Source organism: Deinococcus phoenicis (assembly GCF_000599865.1).
GTDB lineage: Bacteria > Deinococcota > Deinococci > Deinococcales > Deinococcaceae > Deinococcus > Deinococcus phoenicis.
In genome coordinates this window covers 60,149-84,570 of record NZ_JHAC01000004.1, presented here as the reverse complement: position 1 = coordinate 84,570, position 24,422 = coordinate 60,149, and the positions used below count along the sequence as shown (strand labels likewise).

Sequence of the window (24,422 nt, the reverse complement as noted above, 5' to 3'; positions counted from 1 at the left end):
GGGCGGCCTCCTTCAGAGGGGCGGGATTCAGGTGGGTGTGGGCTGGGCGAACGGTTCGGGTGGGCGTCGTCGCTCCGCCTCCCGCGCCGCCTTCAGGAAAGAGCGGAGGCCCGCTCCAGCGCTCGCGTCCGTGTTCCAGCGCGGAATGACGTGCAGGTGAACGTGCGGGATGTGTGCCCCACCCGCAGGCAAGACATTCCAGCCCACCGTGTATCCGTCCGGCTGCACGGTGGCGGCGAGGTGCGCCCGGACCTCAGCGAGCAGGGCGTGGGTGGCGGCGGCCTCTTCCGGCGTGAGGTCGAAGACGGTCTGCCGGACGGCCTTCGTGACGATGTACCCGGCGTGCCGCAGCCCATCGCCGTAGCGCGAGTCCTGCACGTACACGCACAGCTCGTTTTCCAGCACGACTTCCGCGCCGCCGAACGTCTCACGGGTGGACAGCGGATTCTCGGCCGGATGAGCCAGCCAGTGCGCCCATTCCTCCTCGCGCTTTTGCAGCAGGGTGCCGTCCAGCCGCACGGTGACGTTCACGGGAGCGCCGCCTTTGCCGCCTCGACCTGTTCGCGCACGCGCTCGGGGGCGGTGCCGCCGTAGCTCTGCCGGGCCTTCACGCTTTCCTCGACGGTGAGCGAGCGGGTCACCTCGGCGGTCAGCAGCGGGTGGGCGGCGCGCACCTCCTCGTCCGTCAGGTCCCAGAGTTGCCGCCCGGTGCGGCTGGCGAGGCCCACCAGCCCGCCGACCACCTCGTGCGCCTCGCGGAAGGGGACGCCCGCGCGGGCGAGGAAGTCGGCCAGGTCGGTCGCGGTGGAAAAGCCGCGCGCCGCCGCCGCCTTCGTCGCCGCCGCGTGCCACGCCGTCTTCGGGAGCATGTCGGCATACAGCCGCAGCACGGTAGAGAGGGTGTCGTAACTGTCGAACACGCCCTCCTTGTCTTCCTGCAAATCCTTGTTGTAGGCCAGCGGTGTGCCCTTCACGACCGTCAGCAGGCCCATCAGGTTGCCGAAGACGCGCCCCGCCTTGCCGCGCGCGAGTTCGGACACGTCGGGGTTTTTCTTCTGCGGCATGATCGAGCTGCCAGTGGTGTGGCTGTCCGGCAGCGTCAGGAAGCCGAACTCGAAGGTCGAATACAGGATCAGTTCTTCCGACAGGCGCGAGAGGTGCGCGGCGAGAATCGCGCAGGCGGAGAGGAACTCCAGCGCAAAATCCCGGCTGCCCACGCCATCCAGGCTGTTGGCGGTGGGCCGCGCGAAGCCGAGGGCGGCGGCGGTGGCATGGCGGTCTATCGGCCAGGGTGTGCCTGCCAGCGCCGAACTCCCCAGCGGCGACTCGTCCATGCGTTCTGCCGCATCACGGAAACGGCCCTCGTCGCGTTCGAGCATCGCGGCGTAGGCCATGAACCAGTGACTCAGCAAGATGGGCTGCGCGACCTGAAGGTGCGTGTAGCCGGGCAGGATGACCGCCTCTCCCCCAGCCGAGGTGAGGTGCTTTTCCGCTTCGGCCACCATGACGGCCCGCAGCACCCGCGTCTTCGCGGCCAGGTCGAGCGCGGCCTCCTTGGTGAACAGGCGGAAATCCACCGCCACCTGATCGTTGCGGCTGCGGGCGGTGTGCAGCTTGCCCGCCACCGGGCCGATGCGGTCACGCAGGGCGGCCTCGACGTTCATGTGAACGTCCTCGCGGTCGAGGCGCCACTCGAAGGTTCCGGCACGGATGTCGGCCAGGACGCCTTGCAAGCCTTCCTGAATCTGCGCGACCTCCTCCGCCGTCAGGATGCCCGCCTGCCCCAGCATCGCCACGTGCGCGAGCGAGCCGCGAATGTCCTGTTCGGCCAGGCGCTGGTCGAAGCCGACCGAAGCGTTGAAGAGTTCGACCAGGCCGTCGGTGGCTTCGGCAAAGCGGCCACCCCAGAGTTTCTTGTCTTGTTTGGGTTGAATCATTCGGGTCTCCACGAAAAGGACAGCTAAACCACGCTGAAGGTCTTCCAGGCTGCCCAGACGAGGTACAGCCCAGCCAGCACAGAGCCGACGGCGAACATGCCGCGCCAGAGGGCCGGGGCCATCCATCTCAGGCGGAAACCCAGAAGCCCCAGCAAAGCCAACGCGGGCAAACCGATCAGGAGCGAGAGGCGAATCACCGTACTGCCTTCACCAGCACCACCGGCGGCGGACTCTGCGGGTGCGCGTGGGCGTACACCGCCCCCTCGTCCACCCGGTAGCCCAGGCGCTCGTAAAACGGAATGACTTCCAGGTTGTGCTGGCTCACGGCCAGCAGCAGGCGGGCAGAGCCGTCCCGGGCGGCCACCTCCTCCACCGCCCGCACCAGCGCGAGGCCGAGGCCCTGGCCTCGCGCTTCCGGGCGGGTGGCGAGCTTGTTGAGGGTCAGGGTGTCCGGGCCATCTGGCCGCCAGCCCACGCAGCCGACCGCCTCAGCTCCACGCCAGGCCAGGAAGCCGCCGCCCTGTTCCAGACTCCAGGCCACGTCCTCCACGCGCGTGCGGCTCCAACTGCTGCGCGGGTTCATGCCCGCCGCCATCATCACGGCATGGAAGGCGGGGGCGTCGGCGGGACCAGCGGGGCGGATCACGGCGACGGCTCCAGCGTGAGGCGCATTTCCGGGTTGTCCGCCTCCACGAAGCCCAGCCGCTCGTAAATCCGGCGGCCCAGCGGCGCGGCGTGCAGCCCCACGCTCCGCAGCCCGCGCGTTCCAGCTTCCGCCAGGATCGCCCGCATCAGCGCCTCCGCCAGCCCCCGGCGGCGATGCTCCGGCGCGACGTACATATTCAGCACATACGCCTTGAGAGGCGCGCGGTCCTTCGCGCTCGGCATCTTCGGCTGGAACATCAGCCCGACGCCGCCCACGCTTGCGCCGCCCACGTCCGCCAGACAGCCGACGTAGTCACCTGCCGGGAGTGCGCCGCGCAGCCAGTCGGTCCAGAGCGCGTGCTGCTCTGCCGCATCCTGCGGCGTCAGCTCGCCCATGTCCACGAACATCTGCCCACGTTGCCGGGCGATGGTCGGCGCGTCCTCGGCAGTCGCCCGGCGCAGGGTATAGCCGTCCGGCAGCGTCATCCGCCCACCCGCTCCCGAATCTGCGCGAGGTGATGAAGTTGATGTGCCACGTAATCCTCAGTCACGAAGCCGAGCGTGACCGGTTCTCCCCCACCAATTCTCAGGTTATGGGTCAGGGAGGCGGGCGGTAGATGCGCGATCAGGTGCGCGAGGTGCGACTGATACACCTCCCACAGCGCCAGAACCTCCAACCATGGCCGCGCCTGCCAGCCGCTCACCTGGACCCAGGTGTTCTGATCGTAGCCGGGCAGCTCCAGGCCGTCCTGCGCGCCCGCCCGCACGAAACGTTCATGATTGTTCACACCGCTGTCAATCAGGTGCCCCAGAATCTCCTGCGCGCTCCACACGTCCGGCGCAGGCTTACGGCTGGCCTGCGCCTCCGTCAGCGCGTGCAGGCCAGGCAGGGCAGCGGTGACCACCTCGGAAAGCGTCGGCATCCCTCAGACCGTCTCGACTGCCTTCTGCCCCGCCTTCGCGTCCACCCGCGCCTGCACCCGCATCCGCAGGGCGTTGAGCTTGATAAAGGCTCCGGCGTCGTGCTGGTTGTAGTCGCCGCCCGCCTCAAAGGACACCAGGTCCTTGTCGTAGAGGCTGCGCTCGGCCTTGCGGCCCACCACGATGCAGTTGCCCTTGTAGAGCTTCAGGCGGGCTGTGCCGGTGACCGAGCGGGCGACGTGGTCGATGTAGACCTGAAGCGCCTCGCGTTCGGGGGCGAACCAGAAGCCGTTGTAGACCAGTTCGGCGTACTTGGGCGCCAGGGCGTCGCGCTGGTGCAGCACCTCGCGGTCCAGCGTCAGGCTCTCGACGGCACGGCGGGCGTGGTACAGCAGCGTGCCACCGGGCGTCTCGTACACGCCGCGCGACTTCATGCCCACGAAGCGGTTCTCGACGAGGTCGATGCGGCCCACGCCGTTGCGCCCGCCGATCTCGTTCGCCTTCTCCAACAGCGCCGCCGGGGTGAGGCGTTCGCCGTTGATCGCCACCGGGTCGCCATTCTCGAACTCGATCTCCACGTATTCGGGATCGTTCGGCGCGTCCTCGGGGCTGACGGTCAGCTTGAACATGTGGGCGGGCGGCTCGGCCCAGGGGTCTTCGAGGATGCCGCCCTCGTAGGAGATATGCAGCATGTTGGCGTCGGTGGACCAGGGGTCCTTTTTGGTGGTGGGCACCGGGATGCCGTGTTCACGGGCGAAGGCTTCGAGGTCGGCGCGGCCCTGAAAGTCCCAGTCGCGCCAGGGGGCGACGGTCACGATGTCGGGCTGGAGGGCATAGGCGGTCATCTCGAAGCGCACCTGATCGTTGCCCTTGCCGGTCGCGCCGTGCGAGACGGCCACCGCGCCTTCCTTCCCGGCGATCTCGACCATCTTCTTCGCGATCAGGGGGCGGGCGATGGAGGTGCCCAGCAGGTAGTAGCCCTCGTACAGCGCGGCGGAGCGGAACATGGGGAACACGTAGTCGCGCACGAACTCCTCGCGCAGGTCCAGCGCATAGGCCGCCACCGCGCCGGTGTTCAGCGCCTTGACGCGCGCTTCTTCCACCTCGTCGCCCTGGCCCAGGTCGGCGGTAAAGGCCACCACGTCGTAATTCTTCTCGGTCTGGAGCCACTTGAGGATGATCGAGGTGTCGAGGCCGCCGCTGTACGCGAGCACGATCTTTTCCCGGTTCTGCGCCTGCTGTTCGTTCGCCATGTTCTCTATTCTCTCCGGTTTCCTGGGTAGGGGGCTTTGAAACATGCAGACGCTCCCGGCGTGACGTGCCCGGCCTGTCCGCGAAAGGGAAGGCCGGGGCGTCAGCGTCGGGGGGTCAGGGTCAGCATGTCTGTATGGATATACGCTTTTTGCGTATAGCTATGCAAAAGGGTAGCAGGGCCGGGCGGGGGGGTCAAGGGCGGCGCGCAAACAAAGTCCCCGACCACTCGGGCCGGGGAAGGAACGGGAAAGGGGGAGGATTCAGCGAATCCGGTAGTCCAGGCCGATGCGGGCACCTGCGCCCACACGGACGCCCCCACCCGTGCCGATGCCGACACGCACCCCCGCGTTCCCCTCGGCAAAGACGCTGAAGGGTCCGGCGACGTTGTAGCGCAGGCCCAGCAGGCCGTGGGGGTACAGGCTCACGCCGGTGCTGCTCCCGAGCGATACGCCCGCGCCCAGGCCCAGGCCGTAGTAGGGGGCCAGCCCGCCCAGGCTCTGGCCGCTGATGTTGTTGAGGTAGGCCACCTCGCCGCCCACGCCGATAGAGCCGCCGCTGAACAGGTTGAGCGCGTTGATGCTGTAGCGCATGGCGGAGGTGCCGGACAGGTCCGTCTGGTAGTACAGGCCGGCGTCAGTCCCGGCGTACCCACCCACCGAGGCAGCAGAGGCGGAGGAAACGGCGGTCAGGGCCATGAGTCCAAGCAGGGCAGTCTTCATGGCGTGAGCATAAACAAAGGAGAGCCGCTTAAACAGGGGGCGCTTCTTTACAGCTTGCCCGCCTGTCTTTGAGGTTTCATTCATGCACGGGCGAGGTCTGGCCGAAGCGCCCCAGCCGCTCCAGGGCCTCTTCCAGTTGGGCCGGGGCCTTGCAGAAGGCGAAACGGAAGAGGCCCCCGGGGGCAGGCTGACGGGCCGCGAAGGCGTCACCAGGAATCACGGCCACGCCCGCGTGTTCGACCAGGGCCGCCGCCGTCCAGCCGGGCCGGCGGGCCATCAGAAAGTAGGTGCCGCCGGGCAGGTCGACCTCTGCCCCCAGGGCACGCAGGCCCGCCGCGAGCAGATGCAGCCGCGCCGCATATCCTTCCCGGAGGCCCTCGTAAAAGCCCGTCCGCCGCGCCACCGGCAAGGCCGCCGCGACCGCTGCCTGAAGCGGCGTGGGCGCGCAGAAGGACGTGACCTGCCGCAGCGCCGCCAGATTTCCCGCCAGACCCGGCGGGCACGCGACCCAGCCGATGCGCCAGCCGGTGGCCTCCAGCCGTTTTCCGGCGCTGCCCACCGTGAAGGTCCGCTCGGGCGCGAGCGTCCGCAGGCTGGGGGGCCGTTCCCCGAAATACAGCTCGTCGTACACCTCGTCACTGATCAGCCACAGGTCGTGCTGCCGCGCCAGGGCCACCAGCGCCTCCAGCTCCGCGCGCGTGAAGACCCGTCCGGTGGGGTTGTGCGGACTGTTGAGCAGCAGTGCCCGCGTGCGGGGGGTGACGGCCGCCCGCACTTCTCCGAGGTCCAGGGTCCAGCGGCCCGCTTCGGTCCGCCGCAGGGGCACCGTCACGGGGGTCGCGCCCGCCAGCCGCGCCTGGGGCAGATAGATGTCGAACACGGGTTCGAGCATCAGCACCTCGTCGCCGGGGCCGTAGAGGGCCTGGGCCAGGAGATGCAGGGCCTCGGTCGCGCCCGCCGTGACCACCACGTCCGCGCCGTCCACCCCCAGGTCCGCGCCGAGGGCGTCCCGCAGGGCCAGCAGGCCCGCCGGGGGCGAATACTGATCGGCCACACCGACCGCCCGGCGCGCCGCTTCCAGCAGAAAGGCGGGCGGGGCGTCCGACGGGAAGCCCTGCCCCAGGTTGACCGCGCCGTACTGCCCGGCGAGGCGGCTCATCCGCGCAAAGACGCTTTCCTGGGACGACCGGGCACGCGGCAGCAGTTCAGGCATGGGGGCAGTCTGGGCGCCCAAGGCGCGCGGTCAGGCGGGGCGGGTTAGGCAGGAGAACCGTCACCCCGTCTCTTCCTCGTCTTCCGGGGTGGGCGGACGCGGTGGCCCCGTTTCCTGGCGCCCTTCGGGGGAACGCAGGACCACCACCACGAGCAAACCGACCGCCGCGCCGATCACCGTTTCCACCGCGCGGGCCGTGAGCAGGTCCGCCACCTCCACCGGGTGCGCCAGTTGGGACATCAGCAGCGCCAGCGGCGTGATGAACAGCAGCGCCAGGCTGTAGTTGCGCCCCACGAACAGCTCCGCCAGGAATTGCAGGACCACCACCAGCAGCGCCGTCTGCCAGGGCCGCAGTCCAAAGGCCAGCAGGAAGGCCGTGACGCCCACCCCGCCCAGCGTTCCCACGATGCGGTGAATGGCCCGCTGCACCCGCGCCCGGTGGCCGGAGAGAGCCAGCGGGGCCGCCGCCGCCACCATCGCCCAGTAACTGTGCCCGAACGAGGACAGGAGGCCGAGGGCACCCGCCAGAGCCGCCGCCACCAGATACCGCAGCCCATGCAGGGCCAGTTCCGTTCCCTCCAGGGGATCGGGCGGCGGGGGAGCCAGTTCACCGGGGCGAAGGCGCTCGGAAAACAGCGCCCCCAGCACGCCCAGCAGCACCGAGAAGCCCGCCGAGGCCGCCGCGACCCCCACGCCCAGCCCGAAGGGAGCCGCCTGGGGAATGCTGGCAATGGCCGTCGTCGCAAAGATAAAAAAGAGCGAACCGGCGGGCCGCAGCCGCAGCAGGGCGGCCAGCACCGCTCCCGAGGCGGCGACCACTGAGCCTGCGCCTACCATCACCCACGGTCCCGCGCCCCCATGGGACAGCCCCAGGCCCAGCGCCACACAGGCCACCAGCAGCACGGCGCTTTCCAGTTGATGCGCCAGCCGCGACCCGAACGGTTCATGCCGCGCGTAAATCCCGGTGAAGGCCCCGAAGGCGGCGTAAATGGTCAGGTCGATGCGCCCCAGCCACAGCAGCAACCCCAGGGGCACCGCCACCCCCAGCGCGATCCGCCCGGCAGGCAGATGATCCCGCCGGGCCGGGCTGACCGTCAGCAACTCACGCACGCGACTCATGGACACACCCCGGGGACTTGACGACGGTCGGCAATAGGGCTGGTGGGCGGTGGAGGCTGGAGCCTTTGCTTCAGCCTTCCACTCATCGACAGGCCACCAGCTTATCCTCTCCCCCGTGTCTCCTTTCCTGCGCGGCCTGACGCTGGGCCTCACGCTGATCGTCGCCATCGGGCCGCAGAATGCCTTCGTGCTGCGGCAGGGGCTGGCAAGGCGGCACGCGCTGCTCGCGGCGCTGGTCTGCTCGCTGGCAGATACGCTGCTCGTCACGGTCGGGGTGCTGGGGGTGGGGGCCTTCCTGGCGCGGCATCCGGCCCTGACGGGGGTGGGGACGCTGGCGGGCGCGGCGTTCCTGCTGTGGTACGGATGGCGGTCCTTCCAGGCGGCGAGGACACCCAGCACGCTGGACACAGGTGGGCAGAGCCTCGCCTCTCCCCGCGCCGTGATCGCCACTGCTGCCGCCTTCAGTCTCCTGAATCCACATGCGCTGCTGGACACGGTGGTGCTGATCGGCGGTTCCAGCGCGGGCCTGAGCGGGGAGGGCCGCCGCGCCTTTCTGCTGGGGACGATTCTGGCCTCATGGGTGTGGTTCTTCGGCCTCTCGCTCGCCGGGCGGCAGCTTGCCCCGCTGATGCGCTCGCCCCGGGCGTGGCAGGTGCTGGACGTACTGGTGGGGCTGACCATGTGGGCAGTGGCGGCGGGGCTGGTGAGGGGAATGGTGCGGCCTTAGTAGGCTTTTCGCTTCCTCCGTCAGCGCCCCCTCAAAACCTTCCACCGGCAGGGCCAGGCCGCCGCCTCCCGCTCCGGTTGCCCGGGGTTCTCCTGACAACAGGGAACCTGCCCCACCTTTCCTGCGTAGCGCCAATTGTGAACAAGTTCCTCTTGCTGACAGCCCTGCTGACTGGAACGGTCGGTGCCCAGACCCGGACGGTGTTTATCAACGGGGTCGCCCTGCCAGCCACGCCCGTGCAGAAGAACGGCGAAACGTACTACCAGCTCAGGGCCAGTGACCTGAAACGGGTCGGCGCCATCACAGCCGGGGGCGTCACGCCGAACATCGAGGCCGTCAAGGGCTGTGTGGGCGATACCCTGTTCAACGGCGTCTACACCGTACAACTCCTGAGCGTGGCCCAGAACGGCGAGCGCTTCGGGGCCGTCCTCAAGGTTTCCAACGCCAGCAAGAAAGAATTGCAAAACTTCATGCTGTTTTATCCCGCCGACGTGAAAGCCGTGAACAGGGCCGGAAATGCCGTGGAAACCAACAACTACGACGGCCCCTGGTTCGACAGGCTGCTGCCGGGCACCCATGTGACGGTTAGGCCCTCGACCGGCAACACCAACATCAGGGACTTCACGCGCCTGCTCATCCGCCCCGGTGCCAGCTTTATCAAGGAACTCCGGGACGCCCAGTTGCCCCTCGCCAAGGTCTACAACATGGAATCCGACCTGACCTGCAAGAAGAAGTGACCGCACCTGCTGAAGGCCGCGCCACATCACCCTGAGGGACGCGGCTGGGAGTGACGTGGGACATCTGCGCCCTTCCGATGGACCACTCGTCTGCATAACCTTGCAGGCCGCCGTCACGTTCCCCCCATCCCCACGTGATAGGCTCAGGACTCGGAATGCCCAAGCGTACCGACCTCCAGACGATCCTCATCCTCGGCAGCGGCCCCATCCAGATCGGGCAGGCAGCCGAGTTCGACTATTCGGGCACGCAGGCCTTGAAGGCACTGAAAAAGGAGGGGTACCGCGCCGTACTGGTCAACAGCAACCCGGCGACGATCATGACCGACCCCGACCTGGCCGACGCCACGTACCTGGAACCCCTCACGCCCGAGTTCGTGCGCAAGGTGATCGAGAAGGAGCGCCCCGACGCCCTGCTGCCCACCCTGGGCGGTCAGACCGCGCTCAACCTGGCGATGGAACTCAACGCCAACGGCACGCTGAAGGAATTCGGCGTGGAGCTGATCGGCGCGAATGCGGAAGCCATCCATAAGGGCGAGGACCGCGAAGCCTTCCAGGCTGCGATGAAGAAGATCGGCGTGGAGACGGCGCGCGGCCAGATGGTCCACAGCATGGAAGAGGCCGTGGAGTACCAGAAGGAAATCGGCCTGCCCATCGTGATCCGTCCATCGTTTACCCTCGGCGGCACGGGCGGCGGCATCGCGCACACCTACGAGGACTTCCTGAAGATCACGGAAGGCGGCCTGCGCGACAGCCCCGTGACCAGCGTGCTGCTCGAAGAAAGCATCCTGGGCTGGAAGGAATACGAGCTGGAAGTGATGCGCGACCACGCCGACACGGTGGTCATCATCACCAGCATCGAGAACTTCGACCCGATGGGCGTGCATACCGGGGACAGCATCACGGTCGCCCCGGCGCAGACCCTCAGCGACGTGGAGTATCAGCGTCTGCGTGACCAGTCGCTCGCCATCATCCGCGAGATCGGGGTGGATACGGGCGGCAGCAACATTCAGTTCGCGGTGAATCCTAAAGACGGGCGCGTCATCGTGATCGAGATGAACCCGCGCGTCAGCCGCTCCTCGGCGCTGGCGAGCAAGGCGACGGGCTTCCCGATTGCCAAGATCGCCGCGCTGCTGGCGGTGGGCTACCACCTCGACGAGCTGGCGAACGACATCACCCGCAGCACGCCCGCCTCGTTCGAGCCGAGCATCGACTACGTGGTGACGAAGATTCCGCGCTTCGCCTTCGAGAAGTTCCCCGGCACACCGGATGCGCTGGGCACCCAGATGCGCAGTGTGGGCGAGGTGATGGCGATTGGCCGCACCTTCAAGGAAAGTTTGCAAAAGGCCCTGCGGAGCATCGAGGCGGACGTGCGCGGCGCGTTTGCCGAGATGAGTGACGAGGAGTTGCGCGGCCTGCTGTACGGCAACCCCCGCCGCATCGAGGCCGTCATCGAACTGCTGCGCCGGGGCGAGGGTGTGGCCGCCGTCCACGACGCGACGAAGATCGACCCCTGGTTCCTGTCGCAGATTCAGGAGATCGTGGACGCCGAGAAGGAAATCCTCGAACTCGGCCCCATCGCAGAGTGGAAGTACGAACTCTGGCGCGAGGTCAAGCGGCTGGGCTTCAGCGACGCGCGGCTGGGCGAACTGGTGGGCCTGCCGGAACCGGAAGTGCGCGCGCTTCGCAAGGCCGCGAAGGCCACCCCCGTCTACAAGACGGTGGACACCTGCGCCGCCGAGTTCGAGGCCTACACGCCCTACCACTACTCGACCTACGAGTGGGAAGACGAGGTGACGCCCACTGACAAACCCAAGGTCGTGATTCTGGGCAGCGGCCCCAACCGCATCGGGCAGGGGGTAGAGTTCGACTACGCGACGGTTCACGCGGTCTGGGCGCTGCAAGAGGCTGGGTACGAGACGATCATGGTCAACTCGAACCCAGAGACGGTCAGCACCGACTACGACACCGCCGACCGCCTGTACTTCGAGCCGCTGACCTTCGAGGACGTGATGAACATCGTCGAACACGAGAAACCCGTCGGGGTGATCGTGCAGCTCGGCGGTCAGACGCCGCTGAAGCTGGCAAAGCGGCTGGCGGACGCGGGGGCGCCCATCATCGGCACCAGCCCGGAGACGATTCACGAGGCCGAAGACCGCGCCTCCTTCAACGCGCTGTGCGAACGCCTGGGTCTGCCGCAGCCGAAGGGCAAGGTGGCGGAGACGCCCGAGCAGGCCGTGCAACTCGCCGCCGAACTCGGCTTCCCGCTGATGGCCCGCCCCTCCTACGTGCTGGGGGGCCGCGCCATGCGGACGGTGCGGAGCATGGAGGAGCTGACCACCTATCTGGACGAGGTGTATGCCGCCGTCGAAGGGCAACCGAGCATCCTGCTCGATCAGTTCCTCGAAGGGGCGCTGGAACTGGACGTGGACACCCTCTGTGACGGCGAAACGGCGGTGGTGGCGGGCATCATGGAACACGTCGAGGCCGCCGGAGTTCACAGCGGCGACAGCGCCTGCGTGCTGCCCCCGGTCACCCTCTCGCCCGAACTGCTCGCCCGCGTGAAGGCCGACACGGAACGCCTCGCGCTGGAACTGGGCGTGAAGGGCCTGATGAACGTGCAGTGGGCCGTGAAGGACGGTGTGGCGTACATCCTCGAAGCGAACCCGCGCGCCAGCCGCACGGTGCCTTTCGTCAGCAAGGCCGTGAACCACCCGCTCGCCAAGAGTGCCGCCCGCATCGCCGTGGGGCAGACGCTGGAGCAGATCGGCTTCACCGAGACGCCCATGCCGGGCATGTACAGCGTGAAAGAAGTCCACCTGCCCTTCCTGAAATTCGCGGGCGTCTCCCCCATCCTCGGCCCGGAGATGAAAAGCACAGGCGAAAGCATGGGCATCGACACCGATCCGTATCTGGCCTTCTACCGTGCGGAACTCGGGGCCAAGAGCAACTTGCCGCTCTCGGGCACGGCGCTCCTCCTCGGTGATGGGCTGGACGACGTGGCGGCCACGCTGGACGGCGCGGGCCTGAAGGTGATTCGGGAGCAGGACGGCGAAGAGTTGCCCGACTTGTTGATTGACGTGACCGGCTCGCCCCTCCTCCGCCTCGCCCTGGAACGCGGCAAGCCCATCGTCAGCACCCGCGAAGGCGCGGAGTGGACGGCGAAGGCGATTGCGGCGGCGCAGGGGGAAGAGTTGGGGGTCAAGAGCTTGCAGGAGTGGCAGGCGCGGGAAACCGTGGAAAGCTGAAGCTCCGTGACGAGGGGAGGGTGCAGCCATTTCCGCGCCCTCCCCTCTCCCTTACTCCTCGCCCCACCGCCGTTTTCTCGGCCTGTCGCGGTACTTCTCGGCGCGGCACAGGCCGCAGCTACAGACGGTGTTGTTCTTGCTGGCCTGCCCGCGGGCCTTGTAGACCCAGCCCCAAATCGGGTTGGCAGGACGCCCATCCACATAAGCCCGTTGCAATCGGCGCCGAATCACGCGCTGGCGTTGGTGCCGGATGCTGGCCCTCGAATGCCGTTTCCTCTTGATGGATTCACCCCACGCGTCGCGGGTGAAGTTGGGCTGGACAGACCCCTAATTATCTGGTGGGGCGGTTCAGGCTGCCAGCCCGCGACGCATGGAGCGCGGGGCGGGTGAAGGGATGGTCATGTGGAGAGTCTACGCATAGATACAGCAGAAAACAAAAGCTTTCTATTCCCCACCCTCCAGCCATCCCAGAGCCGCCTCCACCATCTCCCCCGGCACCGTATGCGGCCCGTCGAACTCCAGATACGTCACGTCGTACCCGGCCCGCCGGAGCTGGGGCACGATGACGCGGCTGCAACGGTCAATGGGCAGAACGCGGTCGTGGGTGCCGTGCGAGATGAAGATGCGCGGGGCGCCAACCTGCCCGGCGGGGGCCATGAATCCGGGCGAGAAGGCCAGGATGTGCGTGAACAGGTCGCCATTGCCCAGTCCCAGCGAGAGCGCGTAGGAGGCCCCATCCGAGAAGCCCTCCAGCACGATGCGGGCAGGGTCCACCGGGTAGTGCCCAAACACCAGGTCAAGGGCCTGGTCGATAAAGGCCACGTCCGGGCCGAAGCCGCCGTGAATCACGTCCCAGGTGGATGAGCGCGATTCGGGCGCGAGCAGGAGCAGGCCGTGCGCGTCGGCGCGCTCCAGCAGCGGCGCGAGGCTGTGCTGGGCATTCCCCCCCGCGCCGTGCAGCATCACGACCAGGGGCAGGGGACGGGACAGGTCGGCATCGGGCACGTACAGCAGGCCGTCCCGCTGCCCCCCGAAGTTGAGGGAATGCAGGCCGCGTTCACCCGGAACCTGCTCCAGTGGGCGGGGCCGCGCGGTGAGGCGGTCCGCGTTCTCCCTTCCGCGTCTTTCCGTCATGGGTGTCACCTCGTCCCGCGATTGTCCGGCATTCCTCGGCGGCAAAAGCCTGACCCGGATAAAGGCCGGCTTGACAGGCGGCACACCCACCCCGCGCGGCTCTCCCCTACCCTCGGCCTATGACCGACAACCGGAAGGGCGGCAACGAGGCCGAGCAGATGCAGGAAGGCTACATCGAGCAGCAGGAGCGCTGGCAGGAGACGGGCATCACCGGCGCGGGCGGGGCGGGGCAGACGGGCACCCCCGGCAACGAGGAAGCGGGCGCGGCGATTCCCGACGAGGGCGATCAGGTCGCTCCTTCCCCGATCCCCGACGACCAGCACACGCCGGGGCGCTGAAGAGGGTCTGACCGTCTCACTGTCTGACCGCTCGATCATCCAAGCAGGACAGGGGGTTGCGCCGTTAGACGGTTGGACCTTTTGACCGTCAGACCCCCTTAAACAGCCCCCGGTACTCGCCGTACCCTTCCTCTTCCAGCTTTTCCAGCGGCACGAAGCGCAGCGCCGCCGAGTTGATGCAGTAGCGCAGGCCGCCGTGTTCCTGCGGGCCGTCGGGGAAGACGTGGCCGAGGTGCGAGTCGGCCTGACCGGAGCGGACCTCGGTGCGGGCGTAGCCGATCTTGTAGTCGGTGTTCTCGGTGAGGTTCACGTCGGGAATAGGGCGGGTGAAGCTGGGCCAGCCGCAGCCCGCGTCGTACTTGTCGAGGGAGCTGAACAGCGGTTCGCCGGACACCACGTCCACGTAGATGCCTTCCCCGCCGTGGTCCCAGTATTTGCCGGTAAAGGCGCGTTCGGTCCCCTCGTGCTGGGTCACGCGGTACTGCTCGGGCGTGAGCTTCTGGCGCAGTTCGGCGTCGCTGGGCTTGACAAAGTGGCGGGTCATGCGGGAAGTGTAGGCGGCGGCGGGGCGGCGGAATGGGACCTCGCCCCCTCCCCGGCAAATGTGCTTCCGTTTTGCTTTATTTTCTAAACCGGTTTAGAATAACGTCATGACCCTTTTCGATCCTTCAGCCCCCGGTAAGCTGCGCGTGGACATCTGGTCGGATATCGCGTGCCCGTGGTGCTACATCGGCAAGCGGCACTTCGAGCAGGCGCTCGCGTCCTTTCCCCAGCGCGATCAGGTGGAGGTCGTGTGGCATTCGTTCGAGCTGGACCCCTCGGCCCCGGTGCAGAGTCCAGTCACGATGCGCGACGGTCTGGCCCGCAAGTACGGGCGCAGCGCGGCCCAGGCGCAGGAGATGATGGACCACATGACCGGGGTGGCGGCAGCGGACGGCCTGGACTACCACTTCGAGAACCTGAAGCTGACGAATACCTTTGCGGCACATCAGCTGATTCACTTCGCGGCCCAGCGGGGCCTGGGTGACGCGATGAAAGAACGCCTGCTGCGCGCCTACCTCTCCGAAGGCGAGTTCCTGGGCGACCCTGAGGTGCTGGTGCGGCTGGGAGCGGACGTGGGCCTGGACGCGGACGAGGTGCGGGCGGCGCTGGACTCGGGCAAATACGCCGACGCCGTGCGGCAGGACGAGGCGCAGGCGCAGGCTCTGGGGATCAGCGGCGTGCCGTTCTTCGTGCTGGGCGGCAAGTACGGCGTGAGCGGCGCGCAGCCCGCCGAGGTGCTGCGCGGCGCGCTGGAGCAGGTCTGGAACGAAACCCACCCCGCCCCCCTGACCCTGCTGGGCCAGAGCACCCCCGCCGAGGGCTGCGAGGACGGGCAGTGCGCGGTGCCCCAGCGGGACGGGGCAGACACGCGCGGCTGAATCCCACACCGGCAGAGCAACGCCGCGCCCCCGGACTGGGCGCGGCGTTCACTTTGGAGCGTTGCCACTACGCCCCGCCCATCGCCAGCGCCCCCACCCGCACGTCCGGCGCACTCACCGCGTACATCGTTTCATGGAGGTGGCTGCCCACCGCCTCGATGCCCGCGAGCAGGTCGAGGATATTTCCGGCGACCGTGAACACGTCGAGCGGGTGCGCAGTTTCGCCGTTCTCCAGCCAGAAGCCCTCGGCCTGAAGGGAGAAGTCGCCGGTGATGGGGTTCGCGCCCGCGTGCCCACCCGAGACACCGGTCAGGTGCAGACCCGTGAGGCCTGCCGCGAGCGCCGCCGCGTCCGTCCCGCCCGCTTCCAGCCGCAGGTTGCTGGGGGCCACGCCGACGGTGCCCTGAAGACCCTGGCGGGAGGCGTGGCCGGTGCTGACCGTCCCGGCGCGGGCGGCGGTCTGCGCGTTGTGCATGAAGGCGGCCAGTCGGCCCCCCGCGATCAGGGTGAGGGGCACGCTGGGGCAGCCTTCCGCGTCGAAGGCGCGCGAGTTCAGGCCGCGCACCAGGGTGGGGTCGTCGGTCAGGGTCACGAGGGGGCTGGCGACCTGCTCGCCCAGGCGGCCCGCCAGCGGACTCTTGCCCTCCTCGACCATCTTGCCGCTGAAGATGCCGGAAAAGAGGGCCAGCAGTTCGCCCAGGCACTCGCCGCCGATGAGGGCCGGAAAGGTGCCGCTGGGTGCCGGTTTCGCGCCGAGCAGGGCCAGCGACTTCTCGACCGCCGCCCTGGCCGTGCGGGTGGGATCGAGTTCGGTGAATTCGCGGGTGAACTGCCAGTCGGGCTTCATCTTGTTCTGGCCGTCCTCGCTGACCAGGGGGGCGGTGTAGTGCAGGGCGTAGAGCTGGCGGGCCTCGCGGTCCAGGCCCTCGGTGTTGCCCACCAGGCCCTGCATGTCGGCGTCCTGGTAGCCGCCGTAGGGCACGCTGACCACGCGGGGATCGGCCTCCCGCGCGGCGCGGTCGAGGTCGAGGGCCACCTGCACCTTCTGCTCGACGGTCACGCCGCTGAGGCCCTCGCCGTACAGGTCGAGTGCGGGCGGTGCGGGCCAGTGGTGCAGGCCCGCGCCCGGCTCCGGCGCGACCAGCCCCGCGTTTTCCACCGCGCTGTCCAGCGCCCGGTCGAGCGCAGGCGTGGACAGGTTCTCGGTGAAGCTGTGGCCCCAGGCCCCGCCCACCAGCGCCCGCAGCGCCACGCCCTGCCGCGCCGAGAGCTTGAATTCACTCACCTCGCCGCCAAAGGCCTCGACCTCGGTGGCGGTGCGGCGTTCGCCATACACCTCCAGCGTCACGCCGCGCTCACGGGCACGGTCCAGCAGGTAGGCGCGGGCGCCTTCGAGGCTGAGTTGCGTGTCGGTCATCTCGGTCATGCGCGGCCTCCCACGGTGATTTCCGAAATCAGGATGTGCGGCTGGCCCACGTCGGTGGGGATGGAGCCGGACACGCTGCCGCACATGCCCTGCCCCAGCGAGAGGTCGCCCGCCACACCCACGATGTTCTTGAGGTCCTGCGCGCCGTTGCCGACCAGCGAGGCCCCCTTCAACGGTTCAGCGATCTGCCCGCCCCGGATCAGGTACGCCTCCTGCACGGCGAAGTTGTAGTCGCCGGTCCCGGGCGTGACGCTGCCGCCGCCCATCTTGCGGGCGTAGATGCCGTGCCCCACGCTGGAAATCAGGCTCTCGGGCGTCTCCTGGCCGTTGTCGATAAAGGTGCTTCTCATGCGGCTGGCGGGGGCAAAGGTGTAGTTCTGCCGCCGCCCGCTGCCGGTGCGGGCGTAGCCGGTCTTGAGTTCGCCCACCCGGTCCACCATGAAGGCCTTCAGCACGCCGCGTTCGATCAGCACGGTGCGCTCGCCGGGCATGCCCTCGTCGTCCACCGTGACCATGCCCCAGGCACCGGGAAGGGTGCCGTCGTCGATGGCGGTGACGGACTCGTGCGCGATGCTCTCGCCCAGCTTGTCCGCGAACACACTGGCGTTCTTCTCGACGGCGGTCGTCTCCAGGATGTGTCCGCAGGCCTCGTGGAAGATCACGCCGCCGAACTCGTTGCCGATCACGACCGGAAGTTTTCCGGCGGGTGCGTAGCCCGCGTGCAACATCGCGTTGGCGATGCGGGCCGCCTCCGCGCCGATGCTCTCGGGCGTCACGGTATCGAAAAACTCCAGGCCCTGCCCCGCCCCCGGCCCGTAGAAGCCCGTCTCGCGCAGCGTGCCGTCCTGGGCGATGGCGCTGACCGTGATCCGGGACCAGACCCGCTCATCTTCGGCCCACACGCCGTCCGAGTTGGCGATCAACACGCGCTGCACCCGGTCGAGGTAGTTCACGTCCACCGTCGCGACAAAGCCGACGCCCGCCGCGCCGCCGTGCGCCCGGCGCATCAGGGCGAGCTTGTCGCGTTTGGCCGTGTGCAACGGATGCTCACGGGCCACGTAGAGCGGCGGGGCGTCCACCCGGCGGAAATCCAGGCCCCCGGTTCCCTCGCGGCCCACCTCGCCGGCGCCGCTGCGGGCACGGGCCACCTGATCCGCCAGGTCGCGCAGGCCCGCCGGGGTCACGTCGTTGGTGTAGGCGTACACCACGCGGGGGCCGTACAGCAGCCGCAACCCCGCGCCGAACAGGTTGCCGCCCCCGGCGTCCTTCACCTCGCCCTGGTGCAGCCGCAGGGTGGTCGAGACGGCGTCTTCCACGAACAGTTCGGCGAAGTCGGCCCCGCCCCTGCGGGCGAGGGAGAGAACTTCGGCGGCCAACGTTTCATTCAGCATGGGTGGGCCTTTCGGCTGGGTGTCCCCGAGCAGCGGCCAGTCTGGGCAGCGGCGGGTCTGGATCGCCCAGCGGGGAGAGGGGGAAGCGGCGGACCACAAAGGGCATGGGGGCGTCTCTCTCTACGGTTCTCTTCTCTCTACTGTGACGCGCGCCCCTTTCAAAGGGAAGCGCTCAGGGTGAAAAAGAGCGGGGAATGCCTGCGGGTAGGCCATTTCGCTGAGGTGCCGTGCCCGCTTGCCCCCATTGGGGGAGGCCGCGCCCGGACCCGTTATTCTGGCGGGGAATGTCGCACCCTGCCCAAGCCGATCAGGACGCCGCGCGCGAGATTTTTGCAGGAACAGGCGAGATGAGCGCCCGGATGCGGACCTTCGACTGGTCCGCCACGCCCCTCGGCTCGCCGGACACCTGGCCGCAAAGTCTCAAGACCACCGTCCGCATCATGCTCACCTCGCGCTTCGCGATGTGGATGCTGTGGGGCGACGACCTCACCTTCTTCTACAACGACGCCTACCGCCCCACGCTGGGCGTCAAGGACGCCTGGGCGCTGGGCAGCCCGTCGGATCAGGTCTGGGCCGAGATCTGGAAGGACATCTGGCCGCGCATCGAGCACGTGCTGGACACCGGCGAGGCCACCTGGGACGAGGGCCTGCGCCTGATTCTGGAACGCAGCGGCTATCCGGAAGAGACCTACCACACCTTCTCCTACAGTCCGCTGGCGGACGACAGCGGCCGGGTGACCGGCATGCTGTGCGTGGTCACCGAGGAAAGCGAGCGGGTGGTGGGCGAGCGGAGGTTGCGCGTGCTGCGCGACCTGGCCGCCGGGACCGGCGAGGCGCGGACCCCGGACGAGGTGCTGGCCGCCCTGAGCACCAGCCTGGGACCGGGGACCCACGACCTGCCCTTCGCGCTCGTCTACCTGCCGGGGGAGGAAGGGACGCTGCGCCTGGCCGCCGCACCCGGCTTCAGGGAGGGCACGGGCCACACGCCCGGCGTGTTGAACCTGGAGGAGCAGGGCGGCACCTGCCCCGCGTGTGACGTGTTTCTGGACCTGACGCCGCGCCTGACGGACCTCGCGGCCCCGGACGCCCTGCCGCCCGGCCCCTGGGACCGGCCCCCCACTCAGGCGCTGGTGCTGCCGCTCGCGCAGGCGGGGCAGACGCGCCCGGCAGGCGTGTTTGTCGCGGCCCTGAATCCCTACCGGCCACTGGACGAGGGCTACCGGGGGTTTCTGGACCTGTTCGTGGGACAGATCGCGGCGGCCCTCGCCAACGCCAACGCCTACGAGGAAGAGCGGCGGCGCGCCGAGGCCCTGGCCGAACTCGACCGCGCCAAGACCGCCTTTTTCGCCAACGCCAGCCACGAACTGCGCACACCCCTCACGCTGATGCTGGGGCCGCTCGAAGACCTGCTGACCGGGGACGCGGGGCCGCTGACAGGTGCGCAACGCGGCGTGCTGGACATGGCGCACCGCAACAGCCTGCGCCTGCTGAGGCTGGTCAATACCCTGCTCGACTTCTCGCGGCTGGAGGCCGGGCGCGCGCAGGCGAGCTACGTGCCCACCGACCTCGCCACCGTCACGGCGGACCTGGCGAGCAGCTTCCGCTCGGCGGTGGAGCGGGCCGGGCTGGGCTACACGGTCGAGGTGTCGCCCCTGGCCGAACCCGTCTACCTGGACCCGGAGCTGTGGGAAAAGGTGGTGCTGAACCTGCTGTCCAACGCCTTCAAGTTCACCCTCTCGGGCCACATCCGCGTGACGCTGGCCCAGGAGGGCCGTGAGGCGGTGCTGCGGGTGCGTGACAGCGGCGTGGGCATCCCGGCGGGCGAGGTGCCCCGGCTTTTCGAGCGTTTCCACCGCGTGGAGGGCCAGCGGGGCCGCTCCTTCGAGGGCACCGGTATCGGCCTGGCGCTGGTCCGGGAAATCGTGGAACTGCACGGCGGGCGGGTGGAGGCCCAGAGCGTGGAAGGCCAGGGCACCACCTTCACCGTGCGCCTGCCGCTGGGTACGGCGCACCTGCCGGGTGAACGGCTGGGGGCGGAGCGCTCGCAGACCTCCACCGCCGTGGGTGCCCTGCCGTATGTGGAAGAGGCCCTGCGCTGGCTGCCCGACCCGCCCGACCGTGACGTGGCGGACGAGGGGCTGGCCGGGCCGGACCGTGCGCCGCTTCCCGGCGAGCGGGGCCGGGTGCTGCTGGTGGACGATAATGCCGACCTGCGCGAGTACATCGCCCGGCTGCTCGCGCCGGGGCACGACGTCCAGGTGGTGCCCGACGGCCAGGCGGCGCTGGAGGCCCTGGCGGAGAGCCTCCCCGACCTGATCATCACCGACGTGATGATGCCCCGGCTGGACGGCTTCGGGCTGCTGCGGGCGCTGCGCGAAGACCCCCGCACGCGCGAGCTGCCGGTCATCATGCTCTCGGCCCGCGCGGGCGAGGAGGCGCGGGTGCAGGGGCTGACGGCGGGCGCGGACGATTACCTGGTCAAGCCTTTCAGCGCCCGCGAACTGCTGGCGAAGGTGGGCGCGAACCTGGCGCTCTCGCGGATGCGGCGCGCGGCCCTGGAACGCGAACAGGCGTACTCGGCGGAACTGGAAACGCGGGTGGCCGAGCGTGCCCGCGAGGTGGTGCAGTGGCGCGACCGCTACGAGGTGGCGGTGCAGGGGGCCGGGGCGCTGATCTACGACTGGAACCCCGCGACGAACGAGATCCTGTACGGCGGGGCGCTGGAACACATCACCGGCTACCGCGCGGGCGAACTCCTGGGCCGCCTGGAGGACTGGACCGAACGGCTGATCCACCCCGACGACCGCGCCGCCTTCGCGCGCGAGATCGGGCGCGTGCTGGACACCGGCGAGGCCTTCGGGCTGGGATTCCGGGTGGTGCGCCAGGACGGCAGCGTGCTGGAGGTCGAGGACGACGGCTACTTCACCCGCGACGAAGCGGGCCGCGTCCTGCGGATGGTCGGCTTTGTGCGCGACGTGACCGAGCGCCGGCGGGCAGAAGACGCCCTGCGGCGGGCCAACGAGGAGTTGCAGCGCAGCAACGCCGAACTGGAGCGGTTTGCGTACATCGCGTCGCACGACCTGCAAGAACCGATCCGCACGGTCGGCTCGTTCGCGGGGCTGCTGGGCCGCCGCTACGGCGACGTGCTGGACGAACGCGGGCAACAGTACCTGCACACGGTGGAACTGGGCGCGCTGCGGATGAAGACGCTGGTGGACGACCTGTTGGTGTTCTCGCGCCTGAATGCCGCCCTCGCGCCCCTGCAGCCGGTGGAGATGGGCGCGCCTCTGAGGGAGGCCCTGGCGCGGCTGGACTCGGCGTTGCAGGAGGCGGGCGCGCGGGTCGTGGTCGGGGAGCTGCCCACCGTGCAGGGCGATGCCCCCCGGCTGGTGCAGCTGTTCCAGAACCTGATCGCCAACGCCGTGAAGTTCCGCCGCGAGGGGGTCGCGCCCGAGGTGACCGTCGGCGCCGTGCGCGAGGGGGACTGGCAGCACTTCACGGTCAGCGACAACGGCATCGGCATCGAGGAGGCGTACTTCGGGCGCATCTTCGAGATGTTCCAGCGGCTGTATGGCCGCGACCGCTACGAGGGCAGCGGGCTGGGCCTCGCCATCTGCCAGAAGATCGTGGCGCAGCACGGGGGGCGGATGTGGGTGGAGAGTGCCCCCGGCGTGGGCAGCACTTTCCACTTCACGTTGCCGTCGGCCCCCGTGCCCAGCGACCGGCAACCTGCCGGGGCGGACGCTTGAACCGCTCCGGCCACGTCCTGATCGTCGAGGACAACCCCGCCGACGTGGAACTGGTCCGCGCCTCGGTGGAGGACTGCGGGCTGCTGCACCACCTGCATTTCGTGCGCGACGGCGAGGAGGCCCTGTTGTTCCTGCGCCGCGAGGGGCTGCACGCGGACGCGCCTCAGCCCCGGCTGGTGATTCTCGACCTGAACATGCCGCGCCTGAGCGGGCTGGAGGTGCTGGCGGCGCTGCGCGCGGAGCGGCTGGAGGTCCCCGCCGTGATCTTCACCAGCTCCGGCGACGACGGCGACCGGCGGCGCGCGCTGGCCCTGGGCGCCGCCGCCTACCTGATGAAACCCGTGAGGTTCGCCGAGTTCTGCCGGGTCATCACGGCCCTGCTGCAAGAACATGTGCCGCCCCTGCCCTGAGGGCCGCCCTCAGCGTTCCCCGCCGTCCCCAGCGTCTCCGTCCCCGCCGAGGTGGCGCTGAACTTCCGGCCAGTCCTCCCGCGTGACCGAGTACATCACCGTGTCGCGCAGGCTGCCGTCCGGGCGGCGCATGTGCGCGCGCAGCACGCCTTCCCGCACCGCGCCCAGCTTCTCGATGGCCCGCTGGCTGCGAACATTGAGGCTGTCGGTCTTGATCTGCACGCGCGCCATCCCCAGGTCCCCGAAGGCGTGTTGCAGCAGCAGCCGTTTCATCCGCCGGTTCACGCCCGAGCCGTGCCAGCGCGGGTGCAGCCAGGTCCACCCGATTTCCAGGCCGCTGTGCGCGGTGCGGATGTCGCCATAACGGGTGCTGCCGGCCAGCTCGCCGCCCACCTCCACCACGAAGGGCAACTGGTCGGGGGCGTCCAGCGCCGCCCAGTAGTAGGCCGCCTGGTGCGGGGGCGATCCCATCAGGCGCAGCTCGTCCGCACAGGTCCCGGCCAGCGCGCAGAGGGCCGGAATGTCCGCTTCCGTCAGGGGCCGCAGGGTCAGGTCACCGTCTTGCAGGGTCAGGTCGTGCCGCATGGGCGCAGTGTGGCACGGCAGCAGCTGGGCCGGCAGCGCGCTACGCTGGGGGCGTGAAGGACGGCGAGCAAGGACCGCGGGAACGCTGGACGGTGGACGGCATCGAGGACGGCCCACAGGGCCGGGTGGCGCGCATAGAACGGGAGGGCGGCCTCACCTTCGACCTGCCGCTGCACGTCCTGCCGCCAGGGGTGCGGGAGGGGGACGTGCTGGCCCTTCTGGACGGCCCTGGCAGCGTGACGGTCCAGGTGCTGCCCGCCGAGACCCGCGCCCGCCGCGAGCGTGCCCAGCAACGTCTGGAGGCCCTGAACCGGCTCCCCGAGGACGGTGAGGAGATCAATCTATGAGTGAGAAAAAGCCTTCCTCCCGCAAGGCCCCCGCACGCCAGACTGCGGCCCGCCCCCGCGCGGCCTCCGCCAGGGGGTCCAAAAGCTCCCCGTCCAAAGCCCCTGCCTCCAAAGGGTCCCGGGCCAGGGGGGCACAGGCCGGGGGGAATGCGCGCCGGGGCGGCCCCAGCCCCTCGGACCTGCTGGGGCTGCTGGTGCTGGCGCTGACCACCGGCCTCGCGGCCTGCGCCGGGGGCGGCCTCTTCGGTGGGGGGGACAAGAAAGGCGGGGACGGGAAGACCGAGGTCCCCGCCGGGCAGGTCGTCATCCGCTTTCTGGACGTGGGGCAGGGCGACGCGGTCCTGGTCCGCAGCCCCGAGGGCAAGACGCTGCTGTACGACGGGGGCCGCAGCCCCTCCAGGCTGGCAGGCTACCTCCAGACCTACGGCGTGGACCGGCTCGACCTGATGATCGCCAGCCACGCCGACGCGGACCACATCGCGGGCCTGGTTCCCGCCGCGCAGCAGGCCCGGCCCAGGCTCTTCATCAACAACGGCCTGGCCGGGACCACCCAGACCTGGGACCGGCTGGTGACGGCGCTCAAGGACGCCGGGACCACCTTCCAGAAGGCCAACAATCAGGTCATCAAGCTGGGCAGCGTGAAGGTCCGCGTGATCGCGCCGCCTGCGGGAATGGGGGACGACCAGAACGACAACAGCGTCGGCGTGCGGATCGAGTTCGGCGATTTCCGCGCCCTGATGACCGGCGACAGCGAGAAGCCCGAAACCCAGGCCTGGCTGGCCGAGCGCCGTCCCGAGGTCGAGGGACCGTTCCAGGTCTACAAGAGCATCCACCACGGGGCCGCGAACGGGGACCATCCGGCCTGGCTCGCCGCCGTGCGCCCCGAGAATGTGGTCATCAGCGTGGGCGAGAACAACTACGGCCACCCCACGCAGACGGCCCTGGACCTCTACAAGCACAACGGCGTCCGCATCTACCGCACCGACCGGCAGGGCACCGTGACCTTTACGGGCAGCGCGGACGGGACCTACACGGTGACGACGGACCGGTGAACCGGCTTTCCCGGAGCGCGCAACCCGCCTTCCCCCGTCTTTACCTGCCCTT

The 24,422-nt window shown here is 69.2% G+C and carries 24 protein-coding genes; 9 read left to right on the top strand and 15 right to left on the bottom strand.

All coding sequences use genetic code 11. From position 1 onward, the window contains the following. Nucleotides 1-27: 27 nt before the first annotated feature. From DEIPH_RS01305 to DEIPH_RS01265, 10 genes are all read right to left on the bottom strand, one after another. On the bottom strand, nt 28-531 hold the full coding sequence (locus DEIPH_RS01305) for an HIT family protein (protein WP_034352580.1): 504 nt from the start codon (nt 529-531) through the stop codon (nt 28-30). Further along, nucleotides 528-1,937 (bottom strand): argininosuccinate lyase, encoded by a 1,410-nt coding sequence (gene argH, locus DEIPH_RS01300; RefSeq protein WP_034352576.1) that lies wholly within the window; start codon nt 1,935-1,937, stop codon nt 528-530. Before argH ends, DEIPH_RS01305 begins: the two co-directional genes overlap by 4 nt. Before the next feature lie 23 nt (nt 1,938-1,960). Then, nucleotides 1,961-2,134, bottom strand: coding sequence for a hypothetical protein (locus DEIPH_RS20060; RefSeq protein ID WP_161636014.1), 174 nt, complete (start codon nt 2,132-2,134; stop codon nt 1,961-1,963). Continuing rightward, nucleotides 2,131-2,583 (bottom strand): GNAT family N-acetyltransferase, encoded by a 453-nt coding sequence (locus DEIPH_RS01295; RefSeq protein WP_034352573.1) that lies wholly within the window; start codon nt 2,581-2,583, stop codon nt 2,131-2,133. Before DEIPH_RS01295 ends, DEIPH_RS20060 begins: the two co-directional genes overlap by 4 nt. Further along, a complete protein-coding gene (locus DEIPH_RS01290; RefSeq protein ID WP_034352570.1) occupies nt 2,580-3,068 on the bottom strand; it encodes a GNAT family N-acetyltransferase in 489 nt (162 codons plus the stop codon). The genes DEIPH_RS01295 and DEIPH_RS01290 overlap by 4 nt, the downstream gene beginning before the upstream one ends. Continuing rightward, on the bottom strand, nt 3,065-3,505 hold the full coding sequence (locus DEIPH_RS01285; RefSeq protein ID WP_034352567.1) for a DinB family protein: 441 nt from the start codon (nt 3,503-3,505) through the stop codon (nt 3,065-3,067). Before DEIPH_RS01285 ends, DEIPH_RS01290 begins: the two co-directional genes overlap by 4 nt. Before the next feature lie 3 nt (nt 3,506-3,508). Beyond that, complete coding sequence (locus DEIPH_RS01280) at nt 3,509-4,756, bottom strand: argininosuccinate synthase (protein ID WP_034352564.1); 1,248 nt, start codon at nt 4,754-4,756, stop codon at nt 3,509-3,511. Nucleotides 4,757-5,017: 261 nt separating this feature from the next. Continuing rightward, nucleotides 5,018-5,476 (bottom strand): hypothetical protein, encoded by a 459-nt coding sequence (locus DEIPH_RS01275; RefSeq protein ID WP_034352561.1) that lies wholly within the window; start codon nt 5,474-5,476, stop codon nt 5,018-5,020. 76 nt (nt 5,477-5,552) lie between these two features. Beyond that, nucleotides 5,553-6,689 carry a pyridoxal phosphate-dependent aminotransferase gene (locus DEIPH_RS01270; protein WP_034352558.1) on the bottom strand — a complete coding sequence of 379 codons (1,137 nt, stop codon included), beginning with the start codon at nt 6,687-6,689 and terminating at the stop codon, nt 5,553-5,555. Nucleotides 6,690-6,749: 60 nt separating this feature from the next. Beyond that, a complete protein-coding gene (locus tag DEIPH_RS01265) occupies nt 6,750-7,808 on the bottom strand; it encodes an FUSC family protein (protein ID WP_161636013.1) in 1,059 nt (352 codons plus the stop codon). Nucleotides 7,809-7,923: 115 nt separating this feature from the next. On the opposite strand from DEIPH_RS01265, the gene DEIPH_RS01260 reads away from it, so the two are divergent. From DEIPH_RS01260 to carB, 3 genes are all read left to right on the top strand, one after another. Further along, the gene (locus tag DEIPH_RS01260) at nt 7,924-8,535 is read left to right on the top strand and encodes a LysE/ArgO family amino acid transporter (RefSeq protein WP_034352555.1); all 612 of its coding nucleotides are present in this window, start codon (nt 7,924-7,926) and stop codon (nt 8,533-8,535) included. A 137-nt stretch (nt 8,536-8,672) separates the two neighbouring features. Continuing rightward, nucleotides 8,673-9,272: a hypothetical protein gene (locus DEIPH_RS01255; RefSeq protein WP_034352552.1), complete on the top strand. Its 600-nt coding sequence runs from the start codon at nt 8,673-8,675 to the stop codon at nt 9,270-9,272. A gap of 155 nt (nt 9,273-9,427) precedes the next feature. Beyond that, entirely contained in the window at nt 9,428-12,517 is a 3,090-nt protein-coding gene (gene carB, locus DEIPH_RS01250; RefSeq protein WP_034352548.1) for a carbamoyl-phosphate synthase large subunit, read from the top strand. 444 nt (nt 12,518-12,961) lie between these two features. On the opposite strand, the gene DEIPH_RS01245 is transcribed toward carB, so the two are convergent. Continuing rightward, nucleotides 12,962-13,651 (bottom strand): alpha/beta hydrolase, encoded by a 690-nt coding sequence (locus tag DEIPH_RS01245; protein ID WP_034352544.1) that lies wholly within the window; start codon nt 13,649-13,651, stop codon nt 12,962-12,964. A 119-nt stretch (nt 13,652-13,770) separates the two neighbouring features. Between DEIPH_RS01245 and DEIPH_RS20330 the strand changes: the two genes are divergently transcribed. Next, entirely contained in the window at nt 13,771-13,989 is a 219-nt protein-coding gene (locus DEIPH_RS20330; protein WP_034352541.1) for a hypothetical protein, read from the top strand. 88 nt (nt 13,990-14,077) lie between these two features. Here the strand turns inward: DEIPH_RS20330 and msrB are convergent, their stop codons facing one another. Next, a complete protein-coding gene (gene msrB, locus DEIPH_RS01235) occupies nt 14,078-14,533 on the bottom strand; it encodes a peptide-methionine (R)-S-oxide reductase MsrB (RefSeq protein WP_034352537.1) in 456 nt (151 codons plus the stop codon). A gap of 106 nt (nt 14,534-14,639) precedes the next feature. Between msrB and DEIPH_RS01230 the strand changes: the two genes are divergently transcribed. Beyond that, complete coding sequence (locus tag DEIPH_RS01230; RefSeq protein WP_034352534.1) at nt 14,640-15,410, top strand: DsbA family oxidoreductase; 771 nt, start codon at nt 14,640-14,642, stop codon at nt 15,408-15,410. A 67-nt stretch (nt 15,411-15,477) separates the two neighbouring features. On the opposite strand, the gene DEIPH_RS01225 is transcribed toward DEIPH_RS01230, so the two are convergent. Beyond that, nucleotides 15,478-16,836, bottom strand: coding sequence for a TldD/PmbA family protein (locus DEIPH_RS01225; protein ID WP_051517060.1), 1,359 nt, complete (start codon nt 16,834-16,836; stop codon nt 15,478-15,480). After that, entirely contained in the window at nt 16,833-18,227 is a 1,395-nt protein-coding gene (locus tag DEIPH_RS01220) for a TldD/PmbA family protein (RefSeq protein ID WP_034352531.1), read from the bottom strand. The genes DEIPH_RS01225 and DEIPH_RS01220 overlap by 4 nt, the downstream gene beginning before the upstream one ends. Before the next feature lie 284 nt (nt 18,228-18,511). On the opposite strand from DEIPH_RS01220, the gene DEIPH_RS01215 reads away from it, so the two are divergent. Next, on the top strand, nt 18,512-21,976 hold the full coding sequence (locus DEIPH_RS01215; protein WP_051517059.1) for an ATP-binding protein: 3,465 nt from the start codon (nt 18,512-18,514) through the stop codon (nt 21,974-21,976). Beyond that, nucleotides 21,973-22,386: a response regulator gene (locus DEIPH_RS01210; protein WP_034352528.1), complete on the top strand. Its 414-nt coding sequence runs from the start codon at nt 21,973-21,975 to the stop codon at nt 22,384-22,386. The genes DEIPH_RS01215 and DEIPH_RS01210 overlap by 4 nt, the downstream gene beginning before the upstream one ends. Before the next feature lie 9 nt (nt 22,387-22,395). Here the strand turns inward: DEIPH_RS01210 and DEIPH_RS01205 are convergent, their stop codons facing one another. Beyond that, entirely contained in the window at nt 22,396-22,971 is a 576-nt protein-coding gene (locus DEIPH_RS01205) for a GNAT family N-acetyltransferase (protein ID WP_051517058.1), read from the bottom strand. A gap of 53 nt (nt 22,972-23,024) precedes the next feature. Here DEIPH_RS01205 and DEIPH_RS01200 point away from each other — a divergent pair, with 53 nt between their 5' ends. Continuing rightward, the gene (locus DEIPH_RS01200) at nt 23,025-23,318 is read left to right on the top strand and encodes a DUF3006 domain-containing protein (protein WP_034352526.1); all 294 of its coding nucleotides are present in this window, start codon (nt 23,025-23,027) and stop codon (nt 23,316-23,318) included. Beyond that, nucleotides 23,315-24,370: a ComEC/Rec2 family competence protein gene (locus DEIPH_RS01195; RefSeq protein WP_034352522.1), complete on the top strand. Its 1,056-nt coding sequence runs from the start codon at nt 23,315-23,317 to the stop codon at nt 24,368-24,370. The genes DEIPH_RS01200 and DEIPH_RS01195 overlap by 4 nt, the downstream gene beginning before the upstream one ends. Nucleotides 24,371-24,422: the final 52 nt, after the last annotated feature.